18 protein-coding genes are annotated in these 25,667 nt (G+C 34.5%); 11 read left to right on the forward strand and 7 right to left on the reverse strand.

Going from position 1 to position 25,667, the window contains the following annotated elements; all coding sequences use genetic code 11:
• Positions 1-78: 78 nt before the first annotated feature.
• The 10 genes from KZH69_RS06810 to KZH69_RS06855 all read left to right on the forward strand — a co-directional run bounded on the left by KZH69_RS06810 (position 79) and on the right by KZH69_RS06855 (position 11,821).
• Complete coding sequence (locus KZH69_RS06810) at positions 79-2,001, forward strand: cellulase family glycosylhydrolase (protein ID WP_219316706.1); 1,923 nt, start codon at positions 79-81, stop codon at positions 1,999-2,001.
• Between the two features lie 146 nt (positions 2,002-2,147).
• Positions 2,148-3,887 (forward strand): cellulase family glycosylhydrolase, encoded by a 1,740-nt coding sequence (locus KZH69_RS06815; RefSeq protein WP_219316707.1) that lies wholly within the window; start codon positions 2,148-2,150, stop codon positions 3,885-3,887.
• A 10-nt stretch (positions 3,888-3,897) separates the two neighbouring features.
• Positions 3,898-6,117, forward strand: a complete 2,220-nt coding sequence (gene bglX, locus KZH69_RS06820; protein WP_219316708.1) for a beta-glucosidase BglX — start codon at positions 3,898-3,900, stop codon at positions 6,115-6,117.
• Complete coding sequence (locus KZH69_RS06825) at positions 6,114-7,049, forward strand: sialate O-acetylesterase (protein WP_219316709.1); 936 nt, start codon at positions 6,114-6,116, stop codon at positions 7,047-7,049. The genes bglX and KZH69_RS06825 overlap by 4 nt, the downstream gene beginning before the upstream one ends.
• Positions 7,050-7,300: 251 nt before the next feature.
• Positions 7,301-7,957, forward strand: coding sequence for a response regulator (locus KZH69_RS06830; protein WP_219316710.1), 657 nt, complete (start codon positions 7,301-7,303; stop codon positions 7,955-7,957).
• Positions 7,958-8,055: 98 nt separating this feature from the next.
• Positions 8,056-9,342, forward strand: a complete 1,287-nt coding sequence (locus KZH69_RS06835) for a DUF6625 family protein (RefSeq protein WP_219316711.1) — start codon at positions 8,056-8,058, stop codon at positions 9,340-9,342.
• A gap of 86 nt (positions 9,343-9,428) precedes the next feature.
• A complete protein-coding gene (locus KZH69_RS06840; protein ID WP_219316712.1) occupies positions 9,429-9,710 on the forward strand; it encodes a hypothetical protein in 282 nt (93 codons plus the stop codon).
• A gap of 94 nt (positions 9,711-9,804) precedes the next feature.
• On the forward strand, positions 9,805-10,719 hold the full coding sequence (locus KZH69_RS06845) for a M48 family metallopeptidase (RefSeq protein ID WP_219316713.1): 915 nt from the start codon (positions 9,805-9,807) through the stop codon (positions 10,717-10,719).
• Between the two features lie 4 nt (positions 10,720-10,723).
• Complete coding sequence (locus tag KZH69_RS06850) at positions 10,724-11,254, forward strand: stage II sporulation protein M (RefSeq protein ID WP_219316714.1); 531 nt, start codon at positions 10,724-10,726, stop codon at positions 11,252-11,254.
• Positions 11,255-11,263: 9 nt separating this feature from the next.
• A complete protein-coding gene (locus KZH69_RS06855; RefSeq protein WP_219316715.1) occupies positions 11,264-11,821 on the forward strand; it encodes a hypothetical protein in 558 nt (185 codons plus the stop codon).
• Positions 11,822-12,031: 210 nt separating this feature from the next.
• Here KZH69_RS06855 and KZH69_RS06860 read toward each other — a convergent pair whose 3' ends face one another.
• Entirely contained in the window at positions 12,032-13,174 is a 1,143-nt protein-coding gene (locus KZH69_RS06860; RefSeq protein WP_219316716.1) for an acyltransferase family protein, read from the reverse strand.
• Positions 13,175-13,276: 102 nt separating this feature from the next.
• Positions 13,277-15,607: a glycoside hydrolase family 3 C-terminal domain-containing protein gene (locus KZH69_RS06865; protein WP_219316717.1), complete on the reverse strand. Its 2,331-nt coding sequence runs from the start codon at positions 15,605-15,607 to the stop codon at positions 13,277-13,279.
• A 308-nt stretch (positions 15,608-15,915) separates the two neighbouring features.
• On the opposite strand from KZH69_RS06865, the gene KZH69_RS06870 reads away from it, so the two are divergent.
• Positions 15,916-16,671, forward strand: a complete 756-nt coding sequence (locus KZH69_RS06870; protein WP_219316718.1) for an NUDIX hydrolase — start codon at positions 15,916-15,918, stop codon at positions 16,669-16,671.
• A gap of 188 nt (positions 16,672-16,859) precedes the next feature.
• On the opposite strand, the gene KZH69_RS06875 is transcribed toward KZH69_RS06870, so the two are convergent.
• The 5 genes from KZH69_RS06875 to KZH69_RS06895 all read right to left on the reverse strand — a co-directional run bounded on the left by KZH69_RS06875 (position 16,860) and on the right by KZH69_RS06895 (position 25,311).
• Entirely contained in the window at positions 16,860-17,765 is a 906-nt protein-coding gene (locus KZH69_RS06875) for an energy transducer TonB (RefSeq protein ID WP_219316719.1), read from the reverse strand.
• Between the two features lie 208 nt (positions 17,766-17,973).
• Positions 17,974-19,365: an endo-1,4-beta-xylanase gene (locus KZH69_RS06880; protein WP_219316720.1), complete on the reverse strand. Its 1,392-nt coding sequence runs from the start codon at positions 19,363-19,365 to the stop codon at positions 17,974-17,976.
• 141 nt (positions 19,366-19,506) lie between these two features.
• Entirely contained in the window at positions 19,507-20,613 is a 1,107-nt protein-coding gene (locus KZH69_RS06885; protein ID WP_255557663.1) for a hypothetical protein, read from the reverse strand.
• A 7-nt stretch (positions 20,614-20,620) separates the two neighbouring features.
• On the reverse strand, positions 20,621-22,144 hold the full coding sequence (locus tag KZH69_RS06890; RefSeq protein ID WP_219316721.1) for a RagB/SusD family nutrient uptake outer membrane protein: 1,524 nt from the start codon (positions 22,142-22,144) through the stop codon (positions 20,621-20,623).
• A gap of 62 nt (positions 22,145-22,206) precedes the next feature.
• Positions 22,207-25,311 carry a SusC/RagA family TonB-linked outer membrane protein gene (locus KZH69_RS06895; protein ID WP_219316722.1) on the reverse strand — a complete coding sequence of 1,035 codons (3,105 nt, stop codon included), beginning with the start codon at positions 25,309-25,311 and terminating at the stop codon, positions 22,207-22,209.
• Positions 25,312-25,667 lie beyond the last annotated feature (356 nt).

The following is a 25,667-nucleotide window of genomic DNA, read 5'->3' on the forward strand; positions in this document are numbered from 1 at the left end:
TGTTTGTTTAAAAAGTAATTTTTTTTTGATATAAATTCTTTTGTATAATCTCTATCTAATATTAACTAACCAAAAATCATGAATAATAAACCAAAAACTATAAAAAACAAGAAACTTAAACTTTTGCAAAGCGCGATTTGCACGATGCTTTTATTATTTTGTATACAAGTAAATTCTCAGAGGCTAACCGTTTCAAGCACAGGAGCCAAGATACTAAAAGACGGAAACCCTATAACCTTAAGAGGTGTGAATTTTGGGAATTGGCTTGTTTGGGAGGGATATATGATGAATATTGAACCTGGAGGTAGTGTAAGAGAAAAATCACCTACTCAAATTAGAGGATTATTTAAAGATCTATTTGGAAATGATGAAGGGAAAACGGTAAGTTTTGAAAATAATTGGAGAAATTCATATATCACAAATTCTGATTTTGCACAAGCAAAAGCGCTAGGTTATAATGTTGTTAGAATCCCTTTTGCATACAATATGTTTTGGAATCAAAGTACAGGTACTCTTACAAATGATGGGTTCACTTGGCTAGATAAAGCGGTATCATGGGCCAAAAATAATAATATTCACGTAATACTTTGTTTGCACACAGCCCCAGGATATCAAAGTACAAGCTATACTTGCGACAATCCAAACGGAGGAACACCAAATTTTTGGAACAACTGGAATAATGTTAACATAGCTGCGAGTATTTGGAATCATATAGCAAATCATTATAAAAATTTTGTTGGTAATGAGTGGATTGCAGGTTATGATTTGCTTAATGAACCTCTTTTGGACAATGGAAATGGTCAAAAAAGTAGTCTAATGGCGTCATATAAAGTAATGACTGCAAGAATTAGAGAGGTCGATTCAAATCATCTCATTTTTGCTCAAGGGAATTATTATGGGAGTGATTTTTATGATATGTTACAAAGATGGGACTCTAATCTAGTATTCGAAAATCATTATTATGGACCTCAAGGTCAGTCAGATCCAAATCCTGATTTAAATTTAATAAAAGGACAAGGTACGGCATTGAATATTCCTGTTTGGACAGGAGAATTCGGAGAGAATACATTGGATTGGATTCGTGATGCCAGAATAGATTATGATGCTGCCAATGTTGGCTGGGCATTTTGGGCTTGGAAAAGACAATATACAGATCGATCTATTTACTCCTTTCCAGGTACTCCAAAATGGGATGCACTTTGTAATTATGTGAAATTTGGAAGTGCCAAACCTAGTATAGCTGATGCTGTAACGGCAACTAATGAAATTTGTAATAAATCTTTATTATCCAATTGTAATTTGGTAAGCTCATTACAAGACAGGCTCAGACCTATTGCTCCAATTGGAAGCGTAATATCACTCCAGAATAGCGGCAAATATGTTTCGTCAAACAATAGTGTTGGAGTGGTAACTGCTGATAGAAGCACAGCTCAGGGTTGGGAAAAATTCACCGTTGTTAATGCGGGAGACAATAAAATTGCACTAAGAGACAGTAATGGGAAATATATGAATTCGCAAAACGGAGCTTCACCTGTTACGTCCAACAGTACCGCTGTGAATGGATGGGAGTCATTTGAATGGATTAATGTAGGGCAGCAAATTGCCTTAAAAGGATTTAATGGAAAATTTCTTTGTTCTGAAGGTGGTGCAGCTTCAGGAATGAATTGTAATAGAGAATCTGTGTCTGGTTGGGAATCTTTTAATTACGCTTCAACTACTGCGAAATTATCGGTTGAAAAGAGTCAAATAAAAGATAATGAATTTACTGTTTATCCAAATCCGGTTTCTGATAAATTGAATTTTAGCGTTCCAGAAGGCTTTACCAAATACACTGCACAAATTTTTGACCTTACTGGAAAACAATATTCAATCACAAAAATCGATTCAAACGAAACAACAAATTCGATAGACACACGTAATTTATCTGATGGTGTTTATGTTTTACGCTTGGACAATAACCGGGAAGTTAAATCTTCAATTATTATAAAGAAGAATAATTGATAAACAATTATTAGAGTAGCAATTTTTATTCTTTTTCAAAAAAAAAATGTTATTATCTTATCAGTAAAACAACTATTTATAAAAATACACAATTTCAAAGGGTTATGAAATTGCAATTTTTTATTGTAAAAATTAAATCTTTTTTCATGAAATTTTTCTCATCAATACTTATTACTTTCTTACTTTTTGTGTGTAATTGCTACTCGCAAGGTTTTTTGCATAGAGACGGACAAAAAATTGTAGATGGCAACGGTAAAAATGTCGTTTTGCGTGGTTTGGGAGTTGGAGGCTGGATGGTTCAGGAAGGCTATATGATTCAGACCGGTGCATTTGCGGGTCCTCAATATAAAATCAAACAAAAAATTACAGATTTAATTGGCGAAAAAGGTACGGAAGAATTCTATAAGGCCTACAAAGCAAACGGAATAACCAAAAGAGACATTGACTCTTTGGCGGCATGGGGATTTAACTCTATTCGATTGCCGATGCATTACAATTTATACACATCAGCAATTGAAACCGAGAAAGGCGGACAAAATACTTGGTTAGAAGAAGGGTTCGAGATGACCGATGATTTAGTAAAATGGTGTGCTGCCAATAAAATATATTTAATTCTTGACTTGCATGCGACTCCCGGAGGCCAAGGGAAAGATGCTGCAATATCCGACTATGATGATTCAAAACCATCACTTTGGGAGAGTGCTGCAAATCAGGACAAAATGGTGGCGCTTTGGGAAAAATTAGCGCAGCGTTACAAAGACAATCCTTGGATTGGGGGTTATGATATTATCAATGAGCCCAATTGGAATTTTACCGGAACCAATCAAAACGGTTGCGACGAAACTTCAAACGCTCCTTTAAAAGCGTTGCAGGTTAGAATCACAAATGCAATAAGAGCTATTGATACCCATCACATGATTATCATTGAAGGGAATTGTTGGGGGAATAATTACAAGGGTATGTTCCCGCTTTGGGATGAAAATATCGCATTGAGTTTTCATAAATATTGGAATCAAAATGACACTGCTTCAATTCAAACGATGTTGAATTACCGAACCCAGTACAATGTTCCAATTTGGTTGGGCGAAAGCGGGGAAAACTCGAATGTGTGGTTTAGGGAAGCCATCTCTTTGATGGAATCCAATAATATTGGTTGGGCTTTTTGGCCAATGAAAAAGATTGAAAATTTAGCAGGAGTTACTTCGGTTACAAAAGCTCCGGATTATGATAAATTATTGAATTATTGGAAAAATGGTGGAGAAAAACCCAAACCAGATTTTGCCAAAAAAGTATTGTTGCAAACGGCTGAGAACTATAAAATGGAACATCTGACCATCAGATACGATGTGATTGATGCGATGTTCAGACAAGTGCAAACTACAGCTGTCAAACCATACAAAAAACACAGTTTACCTGGAAAAGTATTTGCAACCGAATTCGATTTAGGGCAAAATGGTTTTGCCTACTCTGATAAAGATGTGGCAAATTATGATGGAACTAAATTTACACAATGGAACAAAGGAGGCAAAATAAGAAACGACGCTGTTGATATCGTAGCCTGTACGGATAAATCAACAAACGGTTTTCAAGTCTCCTTTATTGAAGATAATGAATGGCTGCAATTTACAGTTGATGTAAAAAAACAAAGCATTTTTGATGTTATAGTTCGGTATTCCAGCGAAAAAGCGGGCGGAAAATTGTATTTGGAACAGGATGGAAATAAAATTTCGGAAAGAATAGAGCTTCCAGTTACTGGAGGAGAAACAATTTGGGAAACAATTGTGCTAAAAAATGTAAAGATGAATCAAGGAATTAATAAAATCCGCGTTCAATTTGAAGGAGGAAATTTTAATCTTAATTTTTTAGAGTTTAAAACGGCTAAATAAAATTTAAAAAATGAAAAAATCAATAACATTAGCAATACTATTCCTTTCGTTTTCTGCCTTTTCGCAGCAACAGACGATAGATCAGAAAGTGGAAACTTTGCTAAAGAAAATGACACTCGAAGAGAAAATAGGGCAGCTCAACCAATACACAGGAGACAATGCCGCTACAGGACCAATTACGATTAATGCCAACAAACAAAGCGAAATCAAAAAAGGCCTAATCGGTTCGATGTTGAATATTATGGGAACCAAATACACGCGTCAGTACCAAGATTTGGCGATGCAATCCCGATTGAAAATTCCATTGTTGTTTGGTCTGGATGTGATTCATGGATACAAAACGACGTTCCCTATTCCACTGGCCGAAGCGGCAAGCTGGGATTTGACTGCGATTGAACTTTCGGCCAGAATTGCTGCGACCGAAGCAGCAGCTTCTGGAATTCATTGGACATTTGCGCCAATGGTTGATATTTCTCGTGATCCGCGCTGGGGCAGAGTGATGGAAGGTGCAGGAGAAGACACCTATTTGGGTTCAAAAATTGCCTATGCAAGAGTCAAAGGATTTCAAGGAAACTTGGGTGATGTGAATTCGGTTATGGCATGCGTTAAACATTTTGCGGCTTATGGAGCAGCCGTTGGAGGACGCGATTACAACTCGGTTGACATGAGTAACAGAATGCTTTGGGAAACCTACTTGCCTCCTTTCAAAGCAGCTCTGGATGCGGGGGCTGCCACTTTCATGAATTCGTTCAACGACCTTAACGGAATACCAGCGAGTGCCAATACTTATTTGCTAAGAGACATCTTAAAAGGAAAATGGAATTTCCAAGGTTTTGTGGTTTCCGATTGGGGTTCGATCGGCGAAATGGTGAATCACGGTTACGTAAAAGACAATAAAGAAGCGGCTCTAGCCTCTATAAGTGCGGGAAGTGATATGGATATGGAAAGCAATGCCTACCGTTATAACTTGGAACAATTGGTAAAAGAAAACAAAGTTCCAGTTGCCTTAATTGATGATGCCGTAAAAAGAATTTTGCGCAAGAAATTTGAATTGGGATTGTTTGATGATCCGTATATATTTTGCAATCCAGAACGAGAACAAAAAGAACTAAATAATCCAGAACATACCAAAGCCGCTAGAGAAATGGCTGCCAAAAGTATTGTGCTACTGAAAAACGAAAGAGATGTTTTGCCTCTCTCCAAAGGACTAAAAACGATTGCTTTTATTGGTCCAATGGTAAAACCCAAAAGAGACAATCATGGATTTTGGGCTGTGGATGTAAAAGAGGCAGATTCGACATATATCGTTTCCCAATGGGAAGGTTTAGAGAATAAAGTAGGCAAAAGAACCAAAATTTTGTATGCCAAAGGATGTGGAGTCGAGGACAAAAGCAAAGACGGTTTTGCAGATGCGTTGAATGTTGCCAGTCAAGCTGAGGTGATCATTTTGAGTATCGGAGAAAACTTCAATAAAAGCGGAGAAGCCAAAAGTAAAAGCAACTTGCATCTACCAGGTGTTCAGGAAGATTTAATCAAAGAACTTCAAAAAACGGGTAAACCTATTGTTATTTTGATTAATGCAGGAAGACCACTTGTTTTTGATTGGATTGCCGATAATATACCAACTATCGTGTATACTTGGTGGTTGGGCTCTGAAGCAGGAAACGCAATCGCAGATGTTCTTTTTGGGGATTACAACCCTTCTGGAAAATTACCAATGTCATTCCCGAGAAACGAAGGACAGATTCCAATTTATTACAATTATTTTAGTACGGGGAGACCTTCTATTAATGAAGATAAAGTGTATAAATCGGCCTATATTGATTTGCCGAATTCTCCAAAATTTCCATTTGGATACGGATTAAGCTATACCACTTTTGAATATTCGGATTTGAAATTGTCTCAAAAGGCAATGAAAAACAACGAATTAATTACGGTTTCGGTAAACATAAAAAATACGGGAAGCGTAAAAGGGGAAGAAGTGGTTCAACTGTATTTGAGAGACAAAGTGGGATCAGTAGTACGTCCAATAATTGAGTTGAAAGATTTTCAAAAGATTACTTTGAATCGCGGAGAAACCAAAACAATTCAGTTTACTATTGACAATCAAAAGTTGTCTTTTTATAACAATGCATTGGAGTTTGTTTCAGAACCAGGTGATTTTGATTTAATGATTGGTTCGTCTTCGGCAGATATTCGTTTGAGAGACAGTTTTGAATTGGTAAAATGAAAGATATTCTAATGTTTCTTCTAATGCCCTTTATACTTTTGGCACAAGCCAAAAAAGACACCGTCAGAGTATTTTATTTGGGAGGTCAGTCGAATATGCAAGGGTATGGTTATGTAAAAGAGCTTCCGGATTCTTTGAATAAAAAAAATAAAAATGTATTTATTTACCAAGGAAATCCTGTCGGAGATAATGATAAAAACGGAGGATTAGGAAAATGGGAGGTACTTCAGCCCGGTAACGGAACTGGATTTGCCTCTGATGGAAAGAGCAATACACTTTCGGATCGATTTGGGGTGGAGCTTTCGTTTGCCAAAAAACTGCAGGAATTATATCCAAACCAAAAACTGGCCATTATAAAATATGCCAGAAATGGATCTTCGATTGATAGCAGTGGAACTGCTTATTTTGGCGCTTGGGAACCTGATTTTAGAGGAGGAAAAGGAATCAATCAATACGATTATTTTCTAAGAACCGTAAATAGCGCTATGGCTGTGCAAGACATAAACAGCGATGGAGTTGAAGATGTTTTGATTCCAAGTGGTATTATTTGGATGCAAGGAGAAAGCGACTCCGATAAAACAGAACAAATTGCCATTCAATATTATGCCAATTTGAAACGATTGATGGAACTCATGAGAGCGACATTTAGAAATAATGATTTGCCTATTGTTATTGGAAAAATATCCGATTCTGGGGATGATGTCGATGGTAAAGTTTGGGGTTTTGGAGAATTGGTGCAATACGGACAAGAAAAATTTGCCGCTACCGAACCAAATGTAAGCATTGTGCGAACGACAAGCACTTATAAATATACAGACAAGTATCATTATAAAAGTGACGGTTATATTGATTTGGGAAAAGAATTTGCAAAGGCAGTTTTCCTTCTGAATAATAAGAATACAAAAAAGACTAAAATTGAGTCTTTGAATTGAAAGATTTTCAAAAAAATATAATAATGCATTAGAATTTATTTTGGTACCAGGTGATTTTGATTTGATGATTGGTTCTTCTTCGGCGGATATTCTGTTGAGAAACAGTTTTGAATGAGTTAAAAGATATTATGAATTGGTCATTGGATATATACTAACAGTTTTAAGAAAATCTATTAAGTCGTTTGATTATAAAATTTCAAATGTAATAATTGATGTAATCTTGTTCGCTTCATTAAATGTTAAAAACCAAGTTGTTATTAGTTGATGACCATCCAATGACTGTTGATGGTTATGTTAGCATACTTTCTAAATTAGAAAGCAATTCTTTTTTGATAGATGTTATTACTGCTTTTTCTTGTCAGGATGCATACATAAAGATTATAAATGCTTATAAAAATCAAAAATACTTTGCAATTGCTTGCTTAGATATTAGCTTGCCAATTTATGAAGAAAAAAATATATATTCTGGGATTGATTTAGCACTTTTGATCAGAAAACATTTTCCTGATTGCAAAATAATACTCTTAAGCATGCATAGCGAAGTTGTTCTAGTACAAAATGCTTTTCAAAAAATAAATCCAGAAGGATTTGTTTCAAAAAATGATCTTACGGCTGATTTATTTATTGAAGTATTTCAGTCTATTCTTGCCGGAAATACGTTTTACAGCACAACCATTAAAAGAGTTCAAAGCGAAATCATAAGTAAAGAATTAAATTTTGATGCTACAGATTGTCAGATATTGGATTTGATTTCTCGGCGAATCAAAACCAAAAACATGACAAACTATATTGATATTTCTTTAAGTTGTATTGAGAAAAGAAAAGCTAATATTAAAAGCAGACTATTAAAAGACAAAGGTAATGATAGAGAAATAATTATTCAGGCTAAAAAAGCAGGTTTAATCTGACTTGATTTTAACATAAAACCGTAATTTTTTAACATAAAAACCATAAAATGATTTGAAGTAAATGTGATTATTTTGAGTAATCTAACAAGTTGAAAATCATGGATCAGCAGTACGCAGAAAGCGAACAAAAAATAATCAATCAGAATGTAGAATTTAAACATAAAATAGGAATAATAATTTGTTGGTATGGTGCTTGGCCATGGTATTTTAAATTTTTCTTGCATTCTGTAAAATTTAACCCGTCAATTGATTTTTTAATAGTTACCGATGAAACTATTTTAAATGATTTGCCAGTTAATGTTAAACTGGTAAAAAAATCCTTAGAAGATATTCGTAAGCTAGCGACTGAAAAAATGGGGTTTGAAGTATCACTTAGATCAGCATATAAACTTTGTGATTTCAAACCTGCTTATGGGGAAATTTTCAATAGTTACTTGAAAGAGTATGATTTTTGGGGACATGGTGACATAGATATTATATTTGGAAGTATTAGAAATTTTATCGATGAAGAAGTATTAGAAAATCATGATGTAATAAGTGTGCATAAAGATTACATACACGGTTGTTTTGCACTTTATAAAAACAAGCAAAACATTAATACTTTATATAGGTCTAGTCAAGATTTTAAAAAAGTTTTTTCAACAGATCACAGTTATGCTTTTGATGAATGTAATGGGTTGAATTATTTTCTCTCAATAGGAAAATCTTTACAGGATATTCCTTCTGAGATAGAAAGTATGACACATATTGTCAAAAAAAAGCATGAATCTAAAGAGATAAACGCCTTCTTTAATTTTTGCTTACTTGAGCCTCTTATAGGTGATATTAGATGGAATAATGGAATATTAACATATAATAATCAGATAGAGACAATAGCCTATCATTTATATCATTTCAAAAAAGAGCCGTATTTAACAATTCCATCAAAAGAAAAAGTAATTAAAAACTACTTCTATATTGGAAAAAGTGGTATTTATATTTATCCCAACCAATATTCTCTACTAGCATTATCTCAAAGATTAAAAGGATCTTTTAAAAAATATAATTTTCTCGTGAGTTTCCATATGAATTGGTTAAAACGTTGTAAAAAAGCAACTCCCATAATGCAAAAAAGTGATGTTAAATGTTTGGATAAGATAATTGGGCGGTATAAAAATTTCAATACAGAAATCATAATTTTAGAAAAAGATAACTCAATTTATGTTAAGGCAAATGATGAAGTGGAAAAACTCATATATGAAGAGGACAGCTTAAAATTTCTAATTAAGGAACAATACATTACTGTTGAGTTTGGTAAAATAGTTGATAATAAAGAATGTTTTATTACGACAGACGGGAAAAAAATCAGACACATGTATTATAAACAATTTGATGTTACATCATAAAAACATATTTACGAAACTGGATATTGCTTGTATGCCTTAACGCTATTTTGTTAGAAAGATGAAGTGTAATCTCTAAATAAAAAGAAATGAGAGACAGATTAAAAAAGATTGGATTAGCCACATTGCTTGGGCTAAACTTGGTGGCAGTGGGTAAAATGTCCACGGGTAATTACCAAAAAATGGGAAATCAGTTAGTTGAAGACTCAAAAAATGCAAAACTTGCATATGCTTTAGGTGGCGGTTCTTTTTGGCAAGGCGCTGGAGGGGCAGCTGGTTGGCTTATTGGTGGAGCAGCTGGAACTTATATTGGCGGCCCATGGGGAGGCTATGTAGGCATGGTCCTGGGTGCTGGTGCAGGGGCATATTAATAAAATTCATTAATTGAGACCTTAGATAGAGCGAATAAAATCTGGTTCTTGAAATATTCGCTCTATTTATTTCAATACATCTAAAACATAAAAAATGAGTGAAACAATAATAACCTTGTTACTAAAATCGTTAAAAATAAGTTCCGCTTTTACTTTTCTACAAGTCATTGTGATTTATATTCCTTATCTTTTTATTGGTAAAATTAAAAGAAAGATTATTAGCCAACTTCTGTTTTTTAATGTTTTTGATTTTATTCTTTCAGGTATTTATCTATTTATTGTGATTTTCATTTTTCAATTGTTAGGAATTGTGGATGATAATAGTTTGTTTAAAACTCAGCACCCCGTTTTATATTTTATGCTTGGAGGTTTTGCTATGACATTGGCTAATAGTTTCTTTGCACTTCTTTTTCCAATAATATTAAAAAATCAAACCAATCGATTAGAGGTACTGCCAAAATATAGTCAATTGTTGCAAAATAAATTTGGCGCGGTTATTCCTGTTTATACAACTAAAAAAAAATGTATTAATGCCTTCGCAATTGGTTTTTTTTCAACAAATAAGATTATTGTATTGGGAAATGAGCTTATAGCCAATTGTGATGAAGATGAAATTGAAGCAATTTTATTCCATGAATATGCACATCATAAAAACAAAGATCTAATACATTTTTATCTGCTTCTTATTTTTTCATGCTTATTTTTTTTATTTTTCAGGGAAAACTTTATGATGTTGCTGAAAAGTATACTACCATTAATTAATGAGGGGCTTGCAATTGCAATTTACGGAGGACTTTATGGCTTAATTTTTAGTATAATTTTTTCTCGTATAAGCCATAATGCAGAGTATAATGCAGATTCTTTTAGTGCCCAAAACACGAGTAATAATTCAATGGTTGAAGCGCTAAGAAAAATATCATTTTTCACTGAACATCTTATTGATAAAGGAGGTATGACACATCCAAGTCTTATAAAGCGTATTGATAATATAATCGGGACTAAAAAGTAAAAAGATGAAGGTGTCAATATGCTTGTTTGCTTGGTTGTTGGGAGTCTTTATAGCATTTAATATGTACCATTCTTTTATGAAAGCTAGTGAAAACCAGCAAATAATATCTAATAACCATAAAAAAAATAAGGTTTTTGCAAATATAAATAAATCAGCAGAATACCCTTATTTTAGTCGAGTTTCTGATCTTTTTATTCATAACCTTTGTGTTGCTTTTCTTTTGTCAATAGGAGGCTTGTTTACGGCGGGTAGTTTAAGTATTATAGTGCTTGTATATAATGGATTTTTAGCTACATCAACAATACTTTATGTTTCTAATTATCAAAAATTAACTTTTATTTTGTCAAGGCTTTGGCACGCCCCATTTGAAATTGTTGCTCTTATTTGGTTTGCAAGTATTGGATTATCGGGAGCAACTTTATTCTCGCGTTTCTTGAAAAAAGAAAAGATTTTATTCTATGATTTGTATCTATTTAAAAGCGTTTGGAAACCCATGATTTTACTGTTTATAGCAGCTTTAATTGAAGCCATTTAATACTTTGTTATGCAAAATGAAAGGAAAGAATTGACAATAGTTCTTGTTGGATATATTTTATTGTTATTGGTTGATGGTATTATTAGAAATTATATGATTTCAAAAATTCTTCCAGAATCTTACCAATCAATATCAAATGTTATAAATGGATTTAGTTTATTTTTCTCCACAATATTTATGTTTATAGTAGTGTTGTTATCGATGACATTTACATTTTTATATATTGCACTCTTTAAGGATGATTTTGGTTATTCTTTTTTAATTAGAGCGTGGGTAAATTTATTAGCGGTTGATATTATTTTTGGAATAGCTAAGTTTTCTTTATTATGGATATTGTTGGACGATGAACTTTCAGATTTAGTACTCAATGATTCTGTGTCCTTAGCTTTATCTAGATTGCCTTATACAATTGTTTGTTCACATATTGATATAATAACAGTTTATATTTCAATTGTTGTTTTTTCAATTTCATTATATCTTTCAAATAAAAGAAATCGCTTACATTCAATAATATTAAGTTCTTTATTGTTGTCAATGATGTTGCTATTATATTATAAATTTATTTAGTATTGGTTGCAAAAGATATACTAATCAAAGTGGCCTCTAACCTTGTTAAACAAAAAAGCGATACAATTCCTCCGAATCGTATCGCTTTTTTGTAAAAAGTTACCATTGGCGTTTATAAAAAGTTCAATATTTTTTTCTTCTTTTGAAGATAGTATCGGGGGAGATAATGTGGTATTTATAAAGAACTTTTTTGCCAATGGTAGTATATAACTATTTGACTGTGATGAATGCTGATTTATACGTTAGCATTTTCTGTTTTAGCCAAAGTCTTGTCGGTTCATCATATAATTTTAAAGACGCATAAGCAAGTAGAATAGCCCCTGTTAATGTCAATAAAGCAAAGGGAAATGCTTCTTGAAAGGAAGGTTTATTGCCAACAGCCCAACCCGTATAAATATAGATCAACGGATAGTGAGTTATATAAATGGGATAGGATATATCACCTAGAAATTTACAGATTTTTGTAGAGTACTTGCCCGTTACTTCACCACTTGCTCCTATAAATACTATTAATGGAAAAATGATAATGATGCTCAAAGAATCGTATAAACCATTCATCCATAAATTTTCGCTTCCGCCAATTCTTGGTATTGCGAGCACAGCAATCGTCAATAAACTAGCCCAAAAGAAACCATTTTTAATAGTTGTCAGTTTTACGATGCGATGCAATAATAACCCTCCAAAGAAAGGAAATAGCAAACGTGAAAAACCAATATGAAGTTGTGCAGGTTCTAGCGACCAACCACCAATGACATCGCCATTTGGACTTGTTACCGCAAGATGGATTAAAAGACAACCCGACAAAAATACCAAAACGGCAAGTGCTGTATTCGAAAATTTGCGTACGAATAATGCATAAAGAATATTGCCTATATATTCAAAAAACAACGACCAACCTGGGCCATTTAATGGGTGCATTTCCTGCCACCCTCTTATGTCCATTGATATTGGCAAAGGAATCAACGTAAATCCGATAAGCATGACGATAAAGGTTCTCCAAATGGGCACTTCGTGAATCGTTGGCCACAGCACCGAATCCTGAAAATAAAAACAAACGGCTCCAATAATCATTCCCATAATCACCATCGGTTGCAGTCTGACAAGGCGAATTTTAAAAAAATCAGTGATACTCATTTTGCCCCAGCGATCATCATAAGCATAACTAATAACAAAACCAGAAAGCAGGAAGAAAAAGTCAACCGCAAGATAGCCGTGGTTGATGACTTGATCCAGATGACTGGTTGCATGAGCTTCAAAAATATGGAAGGCAACTACCATAATTGCCGCCACACCGCGTAAGCCGTCAAGTATAGGATAATGTTTTTTTGAAATTAATGAAGTAGTTTTTTTCATATATAAATTGGCTTTTTTTTAAAATGAGGCTGTCCGACAGAGACAGCCTCAAACATTAACAACTAACAACTAATAAATAATCAAATAATACAGGTTCTTTTTTTAATTGCCATTGGCGCTTTTTAAAATAGCTTGCAAGTTTTCTTCCGTGAATTTCCCTCCAGAAAGCAATATAAATTTGCTGATTGGCATATCGCCCAACATCGCTTGCAAAAAGGATTCCGCTTTTTTCTCCTCTTCCGTTACTGCTTTTTTGTTACCACCAGTAAAACTTTTGGTAAGCTGCTCGTATATAGCTTCACTATTTTGTGTGTTTTTGAATTCTTTGAACATGGAGTTGCGGGTGAAAGCAATTTTGGCTGTTTTGGTCGATTGAATTTCAATGGTTTGTTGCAAAGGTAAATCTCTTGAAGAAGATCCTACACGAATGTCAAACTTGCCTGATTTTATTACCCATTCGTGAGCAGTTGTGCTGTAATAAGCAAAATCACGAGAGGTTAAATGAAAGTTAACCGTTTTTTCCTCACCTGGATTAAGTGCTATTTTTTCAAAATGTTTCAATTCATTTTCAGGTCTGGAAGTTTCAGTCGCTTGTTCGTGCACATACAATTCTACTACTTCTTTACCAGCCACTTTACCGGTGTTTTTCACTTGTAATGAAATGATAATGTCATCGGTATCTTTGGCAAGCATTGTATTGGCTTTAATATCAGAATAGACAAAAGTCGTATAACTCAATCCATATCCGAAAGGGAAATTTGGTTCGATTTTCTTTTTGTCATAATAACGGTATCCAATGAATATTCCTTCTCCGTAATTAGCGTTTCCATCTTTCGAAGGAAAATCAATAGCAGTTGGGGTATCTTCCAGACGCATCGGGAAAGTTTCGGATAATTTTCCGGAAGGATTTACTTTTCCGGTCAATACATCAGCGATTGCGCCACCACCGGCTTGTCCACCTAGATAAGCTTCTACAATGGCCTGCACGTCTTTTTTCCAAGGCATAGAAACTGCCGAACCATTCATTAAAACGACAACAACATTTTTATTGGCTTTGGCAACAGCTTCGATCAATTGATTGTGTCCAGCAGGCATATCCATGTTTGCGCGGTCGTATCCTTCGGATTCATAAATGTCAGGTAAACCCGCAAAAACGATAACAGTTTCAGCATTTTTAGCGTTTTGTACTGCTTCTGCAATCAAAGTTTCATTAGTTGTTCCGTCTGTTGCATACCCTGCAGCATACGAAAAGGTAGTTCCTTTATACAGTTTTTGCAACTCATCGTAGGCATTTTCGATTTGGGTTGGTTTTACTTGTGAACTTCCTGAACCTTGGTAACGCGGTGTTTTTCCGAAAACACCAATAATTGCAATTTTGGTAGTCGAAGAGGATAGCGGTAAAATAGAGTTGTCATTTTTCAATAAAACAATACATTCTCCACTCACTTGTCTTGCCAGTGCATTGTGTTTGGGTTTGTCTACTACAATTCCTTGCTTATGGCTGTCTTTTGCTTTAAGCGTAACCGCAAGGGTTTCAGTTACGATTTCATCTAATCTGGACTCTTTCAAAGTTCCGTTTTTTACCGCTTCGATGATTTTTTTATTGTTATATCCTCCACTTGCTGGCATTTCTAAATTCAGACCTGCTTCTACTCCCAATGGTCTTTCGTTTACCGCTCCCCAATCGGAAACGACAAATCCTTTGAAACCCCATTTTTCTTTTAAAACATCATTCAATAAATATTTATTTTCTGAAGCATAAACGCCATTCAATTTATTATAGGAACACATTACTGTCCAAGGTTGTGCTTCTTTTACTGCCATTTCAAAAGCAGGAAAGTAGATTTCGTTTAAGGTACGTTCATCTACATTAGAACTATTGGACATTCTTTCAAATTCTTGATTGTTGGCAGCAAAATGTTTCATCGAAGTTCCTACACCTTGGCTTTGGACTCCGTTTATAAATGCTGTTGCGATTCTACCCGCCAAAATTGGATCTTCCGAAAAGTATTCAAAATTACGTCCACCCAATGGAGATCTTTTCATATTAACGCCTGGTCCTAACAAAATCTGAACATCATTAGCTTGAGATTCTATGGCCAAAGCTTCTCCCATTTTTTGAGCCAAAGCAGGATTCCATGAGGAAGCTAAAGCTGAGGCGGTAGGAAAGCAAGTGGCTGGGACACTATTGGTAAAATCAAAACCCACAGCTTTTCGTAAACCGTGCGGGCCGTCTGTCATAAATATAGAAGGAATTCCCAATCTCGGAATCGCTTGTGTTGACCATGCCGTTTCACCAGAACATAAAGAAGCCTTTTCTTCTAAAGTCATTTGTGAAACTAATTTTTTGGCTTTATCTCGATAATCGGTCGTTTGGGCATATGTTGCTATAGAAATGAAAATTCCCATAATAACCAAAAATGTATTTTTCATAATTATAAGTATTTGGTTTTTAATAAAATGCTATGTGTTAATATGACGCAATGTACATTTAATTTTAATACAAAAAACTTTTTTGCTAAAAAAAATGAATTTGAATAAAGATTTACATGAACTTATCAGTTTTTTCAGATAATCTTATATTTTTTGGAATCAATTTTTGAAATTCATCATCAGTCAGGAAACAATTTTCGCAGTCAAAGTAAGTTTCAATGGCAAAGATTTATTTAGTTTATTTTCTATACTAAAAATGAACTAAATTGCGGCGTAATAATGAATAGGAATATCAATACCACAAAATCATGTTAAAAACACATCTAAAAAGCAGTAAAGAGTATCAGCCCGGATTGTCTATTGATTGTGTAATCTTTGGTTTTGATGACAATCAACTCAAAGTTTTACTGATTAAAACAGGATATGATAACAGTTGGTCTTTGCCGGGCGGATTTGTTTCTATTGATGAGGATATTGATACTGCTGCTGTCAGCATCTTGCAGGCCAGAACCGGTCTTAAGGGTATTTTTCTAAGGCAATTTGCCACTTTTGGCGCTGTCAAGAGAAATCAGAACCATTTTAGCAGTGATGCTTTGGCCTATTTTGGAATACCTCTAGAGGAGGAAAAATGGTATAAGAGTAGGTTTGTGACCATTGGTTATTATGCGTTAGTCAATTTTTCAAAAGCAATTCCACAACCCGATAATCCCGGGGAAATGGTGGAATGGATTGATCATCATGAAGTTCCAAAATTGATCTTGGATCACAGGGAAATTTTGGACAAAGCCTTGGAAACTTTAAGAACCGAATTGAATTTAATGCCAATAGGTTATAATTTACTTCCTGAAAAGTTCACTATTCCCGAACTGCAAAAATTATACGAAACCATATTAGGGAGAACACTTGACCGAAGAAATTTTCTCCGAAAGATAACTGCTATAGGTATCCTGACCAAACTGGACGAAAAGAAAAGCAACGTAGCCCACAAAGCTCCAAATCTATACAGCTTTGACAAAGATAAATATGAAGAAGTCTTAAAGAATGGTCTCACGCAAGGTTGGTGATTTTTAGAGTTTGCTTATTCAATAAAGGCTATTCGATAAGAATTCTTGTCCTTACAAAAAGTAAACCTGTAGAACAGATCCCGGTAATCGAATTGCTTAATTACTTTTTTTGGACAAGATAAAAAGAGATAACGTACAGCGGACAATTGTTGATGGAATGCAAAAGAGTATTTCTCCTAATTGCTCTTTTAATTCAAATTGAAATTGTAAACAATCTTGCCTACTTGTTTTTCTGGAGCATCGGAGCTAGCGTCCCATTTTGTATTCATTGCAGCAATTCGGGCTTGATCCAGTAAGCATTTTGCAGTATTGGTTGTGCCTTTTATACCCGCAACAGCATTTATTGTGTTTCCGTTTCTATCCACCGAAACTTCTACAACTACTTTTCCAGATTCATTACAAGTGTATTTGGGAGCGGGCTTGGAGAGTGCTTTTCTATTGCCGAGCGAATAGCCTGATCCGCCTCCTGTTCCTCCACCAGAGCCACCGCCACTTCCGGGGCCATAACCGCTGCCATTGCCAATACCGTTTCCGGTTCCATTGCCTCCGCCTGTACCGCCACCAGAACCGCCTGTGCCATAATAACCAGTTGCGGCCAAACTGCCGTTGGATTTTCCTTTGTTGCCAGCGGTTTTGTCGTCGCCGTCTCCACCTTTTTTGGAGCCTTTTAGAATGCTGGACAAAGCATCGTTGGTAGAATTGGAAACTTTTGGTTTAACAACTTCTGGCTTGATCTCGGGTTTGACAACAACTTCTGTTTTTTTAGGTTTTTCTTTTTGCGGAATAACTACACTTTCTTCGGTGGCATTTTCTTGAGATAAAATGGCTTCGTCAGGAGTACTTTTAACAGGAACTTGTTTGGCTTGGTTTTGCACATTCAAAACCTCGCTTTGCGTATTTTTTCCTGATCCCAAATCGCTATCACCAAAGTTTAGGGTAACGCCACCGCCACCACCGCCAGCAAGTGCTACATTGTTTTCTGGATTATAGGGTGGCCAAAAGCGAATGAAAAACAGCAACAGCAATAAGGATGCGTAAATGAGTATGGATAGGGCTAATGATTTCTTTTGATCGTTGGAAAGTGTAGAACTCATTGTGGAAATTGAATTAAAAAAGTGTACTTATAAAAACGTTGAAAAGTACTAAAAATTGTTAGAAGTAAAAAGTATGGTTCGGACTATTTGTTGAAGATAGAGTTTTTATTATGTCAAGCAGAAGTAATTGAAAAGTGGTTTTAAAATAAAATGCCACAATTCTATATTTCATAGTAATTGTGGCATAAAATGTAATGTATTAATAGATTTAATCTAAGCCTTCAAGGAATCCCGTATGAGCGCTTTTAAGAGCAAAATTTGAATCATATAATAGAGGCCAATCATTTCCTGCGTGATTTAAGTCCGTACTATATGGAATCCAGGATTCATTATCCTTCATTCCCCAAACGGTTAAGGCATATTTGTTTGCAGCAGGAATCGCATTGTATATTTTGACGATCTCTTTGTATTTTTCTTTTTGTGCTAGTCTTCTTTCATTGGTAAAAGAGCTGATGTCATTTGCTGGATTCACTTGTATGTCTAACTCCGAAACGTGAATTTTTAAACCTTTAGCGACAGCTCTATTAATATCAGTTTCGATTTGAGTTTTGGTTGGACTTAAATAAGTGTTATGCATTTGATAACCTATTCCATCGATAAGATTACTCGCTTTTAAATCATCCACTATTGAAAACATTTTATTTTGTTTAGCAATGTTAGTCGAAGTAGCATAATCGTTATAAAACAATAATAGGTTTGTATCTCCTGCCGCATTTGCTGCATCTCTAGCCCATTTAAAGCAATCTTTAATATAGTTTGGCCCCATTCGTTGAAGAAAAATAGTGTTTCTCAAGTTACCGCTAGCATCATCTACAGCTTCGTTTACTACATCCCAGGATTTTACTTTTCCTGCATAATGAGTAACAACATCCGTAATGTATTTTTTTACTTCGGCAGCAAATTCTGCATCGGTACCAGAAAAATTAGTTAACCAATTTGGTACTGCAACATGCCATACCAAGGCATGACCATGAACATTGATACCATTAGCATTTCCGTAAGCGACAATTTTATCTGCGGCAGTCCAATTGTAAACACCGCTTGAAATTGAAATTGGATTCATTTTCATTTCATATTCAGCCGAAATACTGCTAAATTCATTTTTTAATATACCATCATATTTGCTTCCGCTGTCCAATTGATTTGCCTTTACAGCCATGCCTACAAAAAAGGGATTAGCTAATTTATTTGCCTTAACTTTTAGAAAAGTAGGATCCTCAGGAACGTTGCTTGTACCTGTCGTCACAACACTAATCACATTCGAATATCCAGAAATCTGCGAGTCTCTTTTAGCTCTAACTCTGTAAAAATATTGAGTGCCGCTATTTAAACCAGCTACGCTTTCATTCAAATTAGACACTGATTTTGAATTGTAATTTGCCACGAACGTTGTAAAATCCGCGCTGGTAGAAACATCCAAAAGGTAACTTTGAGCGCTGGAAACAAAACCCCATTTAGCTTTAAAACCAGTATCATTTATATCTGTGGACGCATTTGCTATAGGGGTAGTTAAAGTATCTGCAATTATGTTATCCTCTTTTGAACACGAATTCAAAAAAAGCATAATGCCAGTTAAAACTAGTAAAAATTTATGTTTCATTTTTTTATATTTTTAGAATACATTCAAGAAAAATATTCTTTATCGTTTTTATAATTTAATTTATAAATTCAGTTATTACAAAAAAGGTTGCCTTTGATCACAACCTTTTTGAAGTAAAAAACCAAACTTAAAACCAATAAATTATTTGTAACGAACCTTAATATTATCGTATTTTATTGTGCTAGGATTAGGTGTGTCACCCTGAGCGATTCCAACCTTAATTTCGTTAACTTTAGAAGCATCTAACGTCGCGGCTGAATTGCCCCCAAATCCATAATTATCTTTAAAATCAGAAAGTAGTATAGTCTTAGTAGACCAATTTACATCCGTTACTTTGAAATTATAACCGTAGTTTATGCCTTCAATAGTGTTCAATTGAATAGCAAATTGTGCACCTACAACATTTGCACTTACATCGATATCTATAAAAGTTCTTGTTGCATCTGTATTTGTTGCACTCAAGAAATTAGCTCCACCGCCACCGCTGCTGCCGTTGTAACCATTTGCAGTCGAACCAGTCCAAGTAAGCGTTGCATAATTACCTGTTGGTCCGCCCGAAGTACTTGCATTAAAAGAAGCAACATCTCCATAAGAGCTCCAAGATTCTCTGGAACCACCTCCATCAAAATTAGATACCAGTACTACTTTTTCAAAATCAATTGTTTTTTTTGCTGTTCCTCCTGGAGTAGTAATTGCCAATTCTTCACCAGAAACTGCATTTGACGGTAAACCGATGATAATTGAAGTAGATGAACTTACGGTATAACTTACTGCTTTTCCCCCTACGGTTACCGACGAAACATTATAAAACCAAGTGCCCTCAATTGCAAGAGGAAAACCAGGTGTTGCTACAGCAGGAATTGTTTTTGTAATAGTTGGATTAGGCTGTAAAATCTCTATATCCTTAGTAACCGAACCCGTTGCAGTTACAAATGTAATGGGTTGTACCCCAAATCTGCTTCCGAGTTCATCATCAAAAGGGATAGTGAAAATAAACGCTTTATCTGAATTATGGTTAGGATTGAAACTGATATCAATTTTATTATCAAGAGTGATTTTTTTTAATCCAGACAATCCTTCGCCTTCCACTCTAATTTGTCTGAGTGGAAAAGTTTGATTTAGTAAATCACCAGGTTCAGAAACCATTGCGTCTACGTTTGCAGTAACTGCATCGTCATTTTGACATCCAGTAAACGAAGCCAAAATCAAAAGTACTATAATGCTATATTTTATTTTATTGATCATCATATGAAAATTAATTAAAGTTAAAAGGAACTGGAGGTTCTAACAATGATGGATTAGTATCAATTGCAGATTGAGGCAAAGGCAATTCAAAATAATCGCTTGTTGGAGTTATTTTTCTGGAAACTAAAACCGTTCTGTCATCATCAGAATAAAACCCAACTTCTTGCTGCGAAATAATTGCAGTTGCTTCAGCTAAACCACGACGTTTTAAGTCAAAGAAATATTGCCCTTCAAGTGCAAACTCAATTCGTCTTTCATTAAACAGATCGTCTCTTGTAAGTACTGTTTTGATTGGTAATCCTGCTCTAGTTCTCACTTCGTTGAAGGCTTTTAATGCTGATCCATCTGCTGTAGAATTGGCTCCAGCCAAAATCGCTTCGGCATGCATTAATAAAACATCAGAGTATCTTAATATAATTGTGTTTTGTGATGTTCTCATAAAAAACACATCATTTCTTTCTGCAGCAGAACCTACAATATACTTTCTGAAGTTAGCTGCCGTAGATGAAAGTATTTTTTTATACTTGAAGCCGCCTTGTTCTTTTAACAATTCAGGATAAAAGTCACCATCGGTCATGATTGTATTCTTTTTTCTGCTATCCTTTGATTCAAATCCTTCTTGCAATGAAATAGAAGGCAAGTAAACTCCCCAACCGTCACCACCGCCAGTTATTCCAGTACCATTAGGAACAATGTATGCTTGATTTGTATTTTGAGTTCCCCATTCTGTAGCAATTGCTTTCCATTGTAGCGCAAACATACTCTCGGCACTATTATTGTTTTCCGGACTGCTAAATAAGTTTCCATATTCCTGAATTAGAGAATATTGTGTTCCCATAATTTCTTGGGTTAAACTAGCACATTCTGCATATTCGTGTAGCGTTAAATGTACTTTTGCGAGAACACCCATGGCTACTGTTCTATTGACATACCCTTTCTTTAATGACTTCTCAGGTAAATTTGCAGCAGCATACTCTAAATCTAGTTTTATAAATTTATAAACATCTTCAATAAGATTTCTCTTTGGCTGTGCTGCAGAACCTGCTTTATCGATGATAGGCACAGCACCGAAAGTCCTTACCAGATAGAAATAGGCATTGGCTCTCATAAATCGTGATATTGCTATCGAATTTTTGTATGATGCTTCGGGTAATTCGCTTTTTCTGTCCTCAACCAACTTCATTAAATTATTTGCTTGATCGACAACCGAAAATAAAGAAACGTATCCTTCGGTTAAAATTGGATTTTGTGATGTTACCTGAGCATTTAGAAATTGCGCATAAGCACCATCAAATGTAAAAGCATTACCAGCGTACATATCTCCTACAGCAATTAAGAATTTATCATTAAAAGCAAACCAAGGTTTGAAGTATAAACTCTCGGCGATTCCGTCAAAAGCTGTAATTCCTTCCGGTAAATCACTAGGTGTTAATTGATTTTCAGATGGAGCATCCAAAAATTCATCTGAACAAGAAAACAGAGACAGCAATGGTATGAGCATTCCCATCATAAAAAGTTTAAAACGTTTTTGCATAACTATTATTTTTTATGTTAATGACTATTAATCATTAAGTTAGATACTATTTTATTTAACTTTTAGAATTTTAAATCAACCCCTATAGAAGTCGTTCTTGGAACAGGGTATCTTCCTAAATCAATACCGCTCAATGTTATGTTTTGATCTAAATTTCCTAAGGCAGGATCAAATCCAGAATATTTTGTAAACGTGTACAGATTTTGCACATTTGCATAGAGTCGAACACTAGAGAAAATTGATTTTTCGAAAATCTTACTTGGCAGATCATAGCTCAAAGAAACATTTTGAATTCTTAGATAAGAACCATCTTCAACAAATCTGTTCGAAATTCTGCCATTCCCATTTGGATCAGTAAGCGTAATTCTTGGCACATTTGTATTTTCATTTACTCCTGGTTCAAATGAATTTAAAGCATCAGTACTTACATTTGCGTATCGATCTCCAAATCCGGGATAGATACCATCTATATAATGGCGTGTAAAGTTGTAGATTTCGTTGCCTTGAGTTCCTGTTAAAACAATTCCTAAAGTGATGTTTTTATATTTGAAATTATTTGTAAATGAATACGTAAAATCAGGAATTGCACTTCCTATTGCTGTTTGATCTTTAGCGTCAATTTTTCCATCTTCATTAAGATCCTTAAAGCGGATATCACCAACAGCTGTCCCTGTTTCCTGAGTAGGTCCTGATGCTAATTCTGCATCATTTTTAAACAATCCATCGGTAACATATCCATAAAATTGCCCTACTGGTTCTCCTTCTGTAGTTTTAGTAACGGTATATAAATCGAATTGTACTTTTCCTAGCAAAGATTTGCCTTCACCTTGAAAACTAGTCAACTCATTATTGTATTTTGATAAAATAATGGTACTATCCCAAGTAAAATTTTCTGTTACAATATTTCTTGTATTCAATGTAAATTCTACTCCTTTAGTTTCAATTTCACCGGTATTCAAATAGTAGTTAAGAGCACTTTGATTGGATTCGTCGTTGATTTGTTTTGTTAAGAAGTCGGAAGAATTTTTAATATAATAATCAAATCCAAACTTTATTCTGTTATTGAGCATATCTAGATCAAGACCGGCATTGAAAGATTTTAGGGCCTCCCATTTAATATCAGGATTACCTAAGTTATCAATTGTTGGAGAGGAACCACCAAATGGAGATGGAGTTAAAGTTAAAATGGTTTGGTATCTATTGGCTGGAATATTTTGATTTCCTACCTCACCGTAACCAACTCTAAATTTCAAATAATTTATGGTATTTGATAATGGTTCAAAGAACTTTTCGTTACTCACAGTCCAACCTCCAGAAAATGATGGAAAATAACCCCATTTATTATTAGGTCCAAAGTTTGAAGAAGCATCGGCTCTTAAAGAAGCTGAAAAAGAATATCTATCTAAAAAACTATAATTTAATCTCGAAATATAAGAAGTCATGGACCATCTGCCAGAACCATTTTGGTTTAAAGCAGTATCAATATCACCTAAGTTTAAGTTGGTAAAATCTTTACTTAAAAAATCTCCAGTTCTATAACCGCTTAAGTATTCGTATTGACTTTCTTGAGCCTCTTGACCTAATAGAAAAGTGAAGTTGTGTTTGTCATTGAAAGTTTTATTATAAGTCAAATAATTTTTGATGCTCCAATAAAAGCTTTGATCTTGCTGCTTGAAAGATTTGTTTAAAAGTTCAGATACATTTCCTAAAGTATATGCGGGTGCAAAAGAACTGCTTTTTGCAAAATTCAAATCATATCCTAATTCGGATCTAAAAACCAATCCTTTCGTAAGAGTAAAATCAGCAAAGAAATTTCCGTTGATTTTATATCTGTCGTTTTCCGCATTATTGTATTCAGCCATAGCAATTGGATTGGTTGTCTCATTTGCCGAAGAGCCTAAACCAGAGGTAGGACCCGCGTAAGAACCATCAGTATTTCTAACCGGTAATTCTGGAGATTGTCTTAGTGTATTCATGACTAAACCGCCTCTATCATCGTTTCTTACTACGGTTTGAGAGGATTTACTCAATGCAACATTATTACCAATTTTCAACCAGGATTTAACATTCGAATCTATATTTAATCGCATGGACATTCTATTGTAATCTGAATTGAGAACAACTCCTTCCTGATCAAAATAATTTAACGAAGTATAATATCTTGTTCCGTCTTTTTCACCTGAAAATGACAACTGATGATTGTACATTAAAGCAGTTCTAAAAAGTTCGTCTTGCCAGTTTGTTCCCTCACCTAATAAATCTGGTTTTTGATATTGAAAAGGAATAGGTTCTCCACTTAATGCGAAAATTTTTGTTTGATACTTAGCATATTCTGGTAAGTTTAAAACATCAACAAAATTGGTTACTTGTTGAATCCCCATATAGGTTTCATAAGCAACTGTAGATTTTCCTTTTTTTCCTTTTTTGGTGGTAATCAAAACAACTCCGTTAGCTCCATTTGCTCCATAGATTGCTGTTGATGATGCATCTTTTAAAATGTCAATAGATTCGATATCAGCAATATTCAAACTAGACAAAGCCGAATTTTTTGTTTGTCCGCTTCCTCCTCCTAATGCGCTAAATGCAAAAGAATCATTATTCTTATCTGCGAATATTGGAGTTCCATCTATAACATATAATGGTTCGTTTCCATTAATAGACGTAATTCCTCTAATTTGAACAGAAATTCCTCCTCCGGGCGTACCCGAATTTTGACTCACAGTTACACCCGCTGCTTTTCCTACAAGTGCTTGATCAATAGATGTAAAAGGTTTGTCTTGGATTTCCGAAGCTTTTATGGATGAAACGGCGCCAGTCAAATCTTTTCGTTTTGCGGTTCCATATCCTATAACGACCACTTCATTTAATGTTTTGGTAACCTCATTAAGACGCACAACTAAATGTGTTTGGCCGTCAGACTCAATTTCTCTTGTTTCGAAACCGACGAAACTAAAGATAATTTTGGATTTTGCGGGTACTTTGTCCAGAGTAAAGGAACCGTCAAAACCACTGGAAGCTCGGATTGATGTTCCTTTTACGGCAATATTTACACCAGATAAGGGCAATCCAGAAGACTCCACTTTACCTTTAATAGTCTGCCCAAAAAAGGAAAATCCAGACAGTATTAAAACTAGCGTCACTAATTTTTTAAATAATTTTTTTTTCATGAAAAAGTTTGTTTTGGTTAGGTTTATAAGCTTGTTTATTTTCTAATAATCTATAATTTGAATCTCTTTTCTTAAGAGATAATTTCTTTTTTTAGAAAATAAAATTCAAACTTTTTAAAAAATATACATGACCAAAACTAGCGTGTTCGTTACCGAAATTATAACACGTATGATGCATAATCTAGTACATTTGTTGCAGAAATGAATTGGAAACTATCTAATAACGAGCGATGAAAGATTTATAGGGCAAAATATAGTTTTGTCACATTCATAGAAAAATTCCGTTATTAATTAATTATAAAAAAGAATAAGGAAGAAAATTATGTTTTTGATAATAATTGAAGAAACAATGAATA

The sequence above is a fragment of the Flavobacterium taihuense genome (genome assembly GCF_019351435.1).
GTDB lineage: Bacteria > Bacteroidota > Bacteroidia > Flavobacteriales > Flavobacteriaceae > Flavobacterium > Flavobacterium taihuense.

What these genes read in the sequence shown, in the direction of transcription:
- bglX (WP_219316708.1), top strand. Translation starts at nt 3,898, where the DNA reads ATGAAAAAATCAATAACATTAGCAATACTATTCCTTTCGTTTTCTGCC.
- KZH69_RS06840 (WP_219316712.1), top strand. Translation starts at nt 9,429, where the DNA reads ATGAGAGACAGATTAAAAAAGATTGGATTAGCCACATTGCTTGGGCTA.
- KZH69_RS06870 (WP_219316718.1), top strand. Translation starts at nt 15,916, where the DNA reads ATGTTAAAAACACATCTAAAAAGCAGTAAAGAGTATCAGCCCGGATTG.
- KZH69_RS06815 (WP_219316707.1), top strand. Translation starts at nt 2,148, where the DNA reads ATGAAATTTTTCTCATCAATACTTATTACTTTCTTACTTTTTGTGTGT.
- KZH69_RS06895 (WP_219316722.1), bottom strand. Translation starts at nt 25,311, where the DNA reads ATGAAAAAAAAATTATTTAAAAAATTAGTGACGCTAGTTTTAATACTG.
- KZH69_RS06880 (WP_219316720.1), bottom strand. Translation starts at nt 19,365, where the DNA reads ATGAAACATAAATTTTTACTAGTTTTAACTGGCATTATGCTTTTTTTG.
- KZH69_RS06825 (WP_219316709.1), top strand. Translation starts at nt 6,114, where the DNA reads ATGAAAGATATTCTAATGTTTCTTCTAATGCCCTTTATACTTTTGGCA.
- KZH69_RS06875 (WP_219316719.1), bottom strand. Translation starts at nt 17,765, where the DNA reads ATGAGTTCTACACTTTCCAACGATCAAAAGAAATCATTAGCCCTATCC.
- KZH69_RS06855 (WP_219316715.1), top strand. Translation starts at nt 11,264, where the DNA reads ATGCAAAATGAAAGGAAAGAATTGACAATAGTTCTTGTTGGATATATT.
- KZH69_RS06890 (WP_219316721.1), bottom strand. Translation starts at nt 22,144, where the DNA reads ATGCAAAAACGTTTTAAACTTTTTATGATGGGAATGCTCATACCATTG.
- KZH69_RS06850 (WP_219316714.1), top strand. Translation starts at nt 10,724, where the DNA reads ATGAAGGTGTCAATATGCTTGTTTGCTTGGTTGTTGGGAGTCTTTATA.
- KZH69_RS06865 (WP_219316717.1), bottom strand. Translation starts at nt 15,607, where the DNA reads ATGAAAAATACATTTTTGGTTATTATGGGAATTTTCATTTCTATAGCA.
- KZH69_RS06810 (WP_219316706.1), top strand. Translation starts at nt 79, where the DNA reads ATGAATAATAAACCAAAAACTATAAAAAACAAGAAACTTAAACTTTTG.
- KZH69_RS06860 (WP_219316716.1), bottom strand. Translation starts at nt 13,174, where the DNA reads ATGAAAAAAACTACTTCATTAATTTCAAAAAAACATTATCCTATACTT.
- KZH69_RS06885 (WP_255557663.1), bottom strand. Translation starts at nt 20,613, where the DNA reads ATGATGATCAATAAAATAAAATATAGCATTATAGTACTTTTGATTTTG.
- KZH69_RS06835 (WP_219316711.1), top strand. Translation starts at nt 8,056, where the DNA reads ATGGATCAGCAGTACGCAGAAAGCGAACAAAAAATAATCAATCAGAAT.
- KZH69_RS06845 (WP_219316713.1), top strand. Translation starts at nt 9,805, where the DNA reads ATGAGTGAAACAATAATAACCTTGTTACTAAAATCGTTAAAAATAAGT.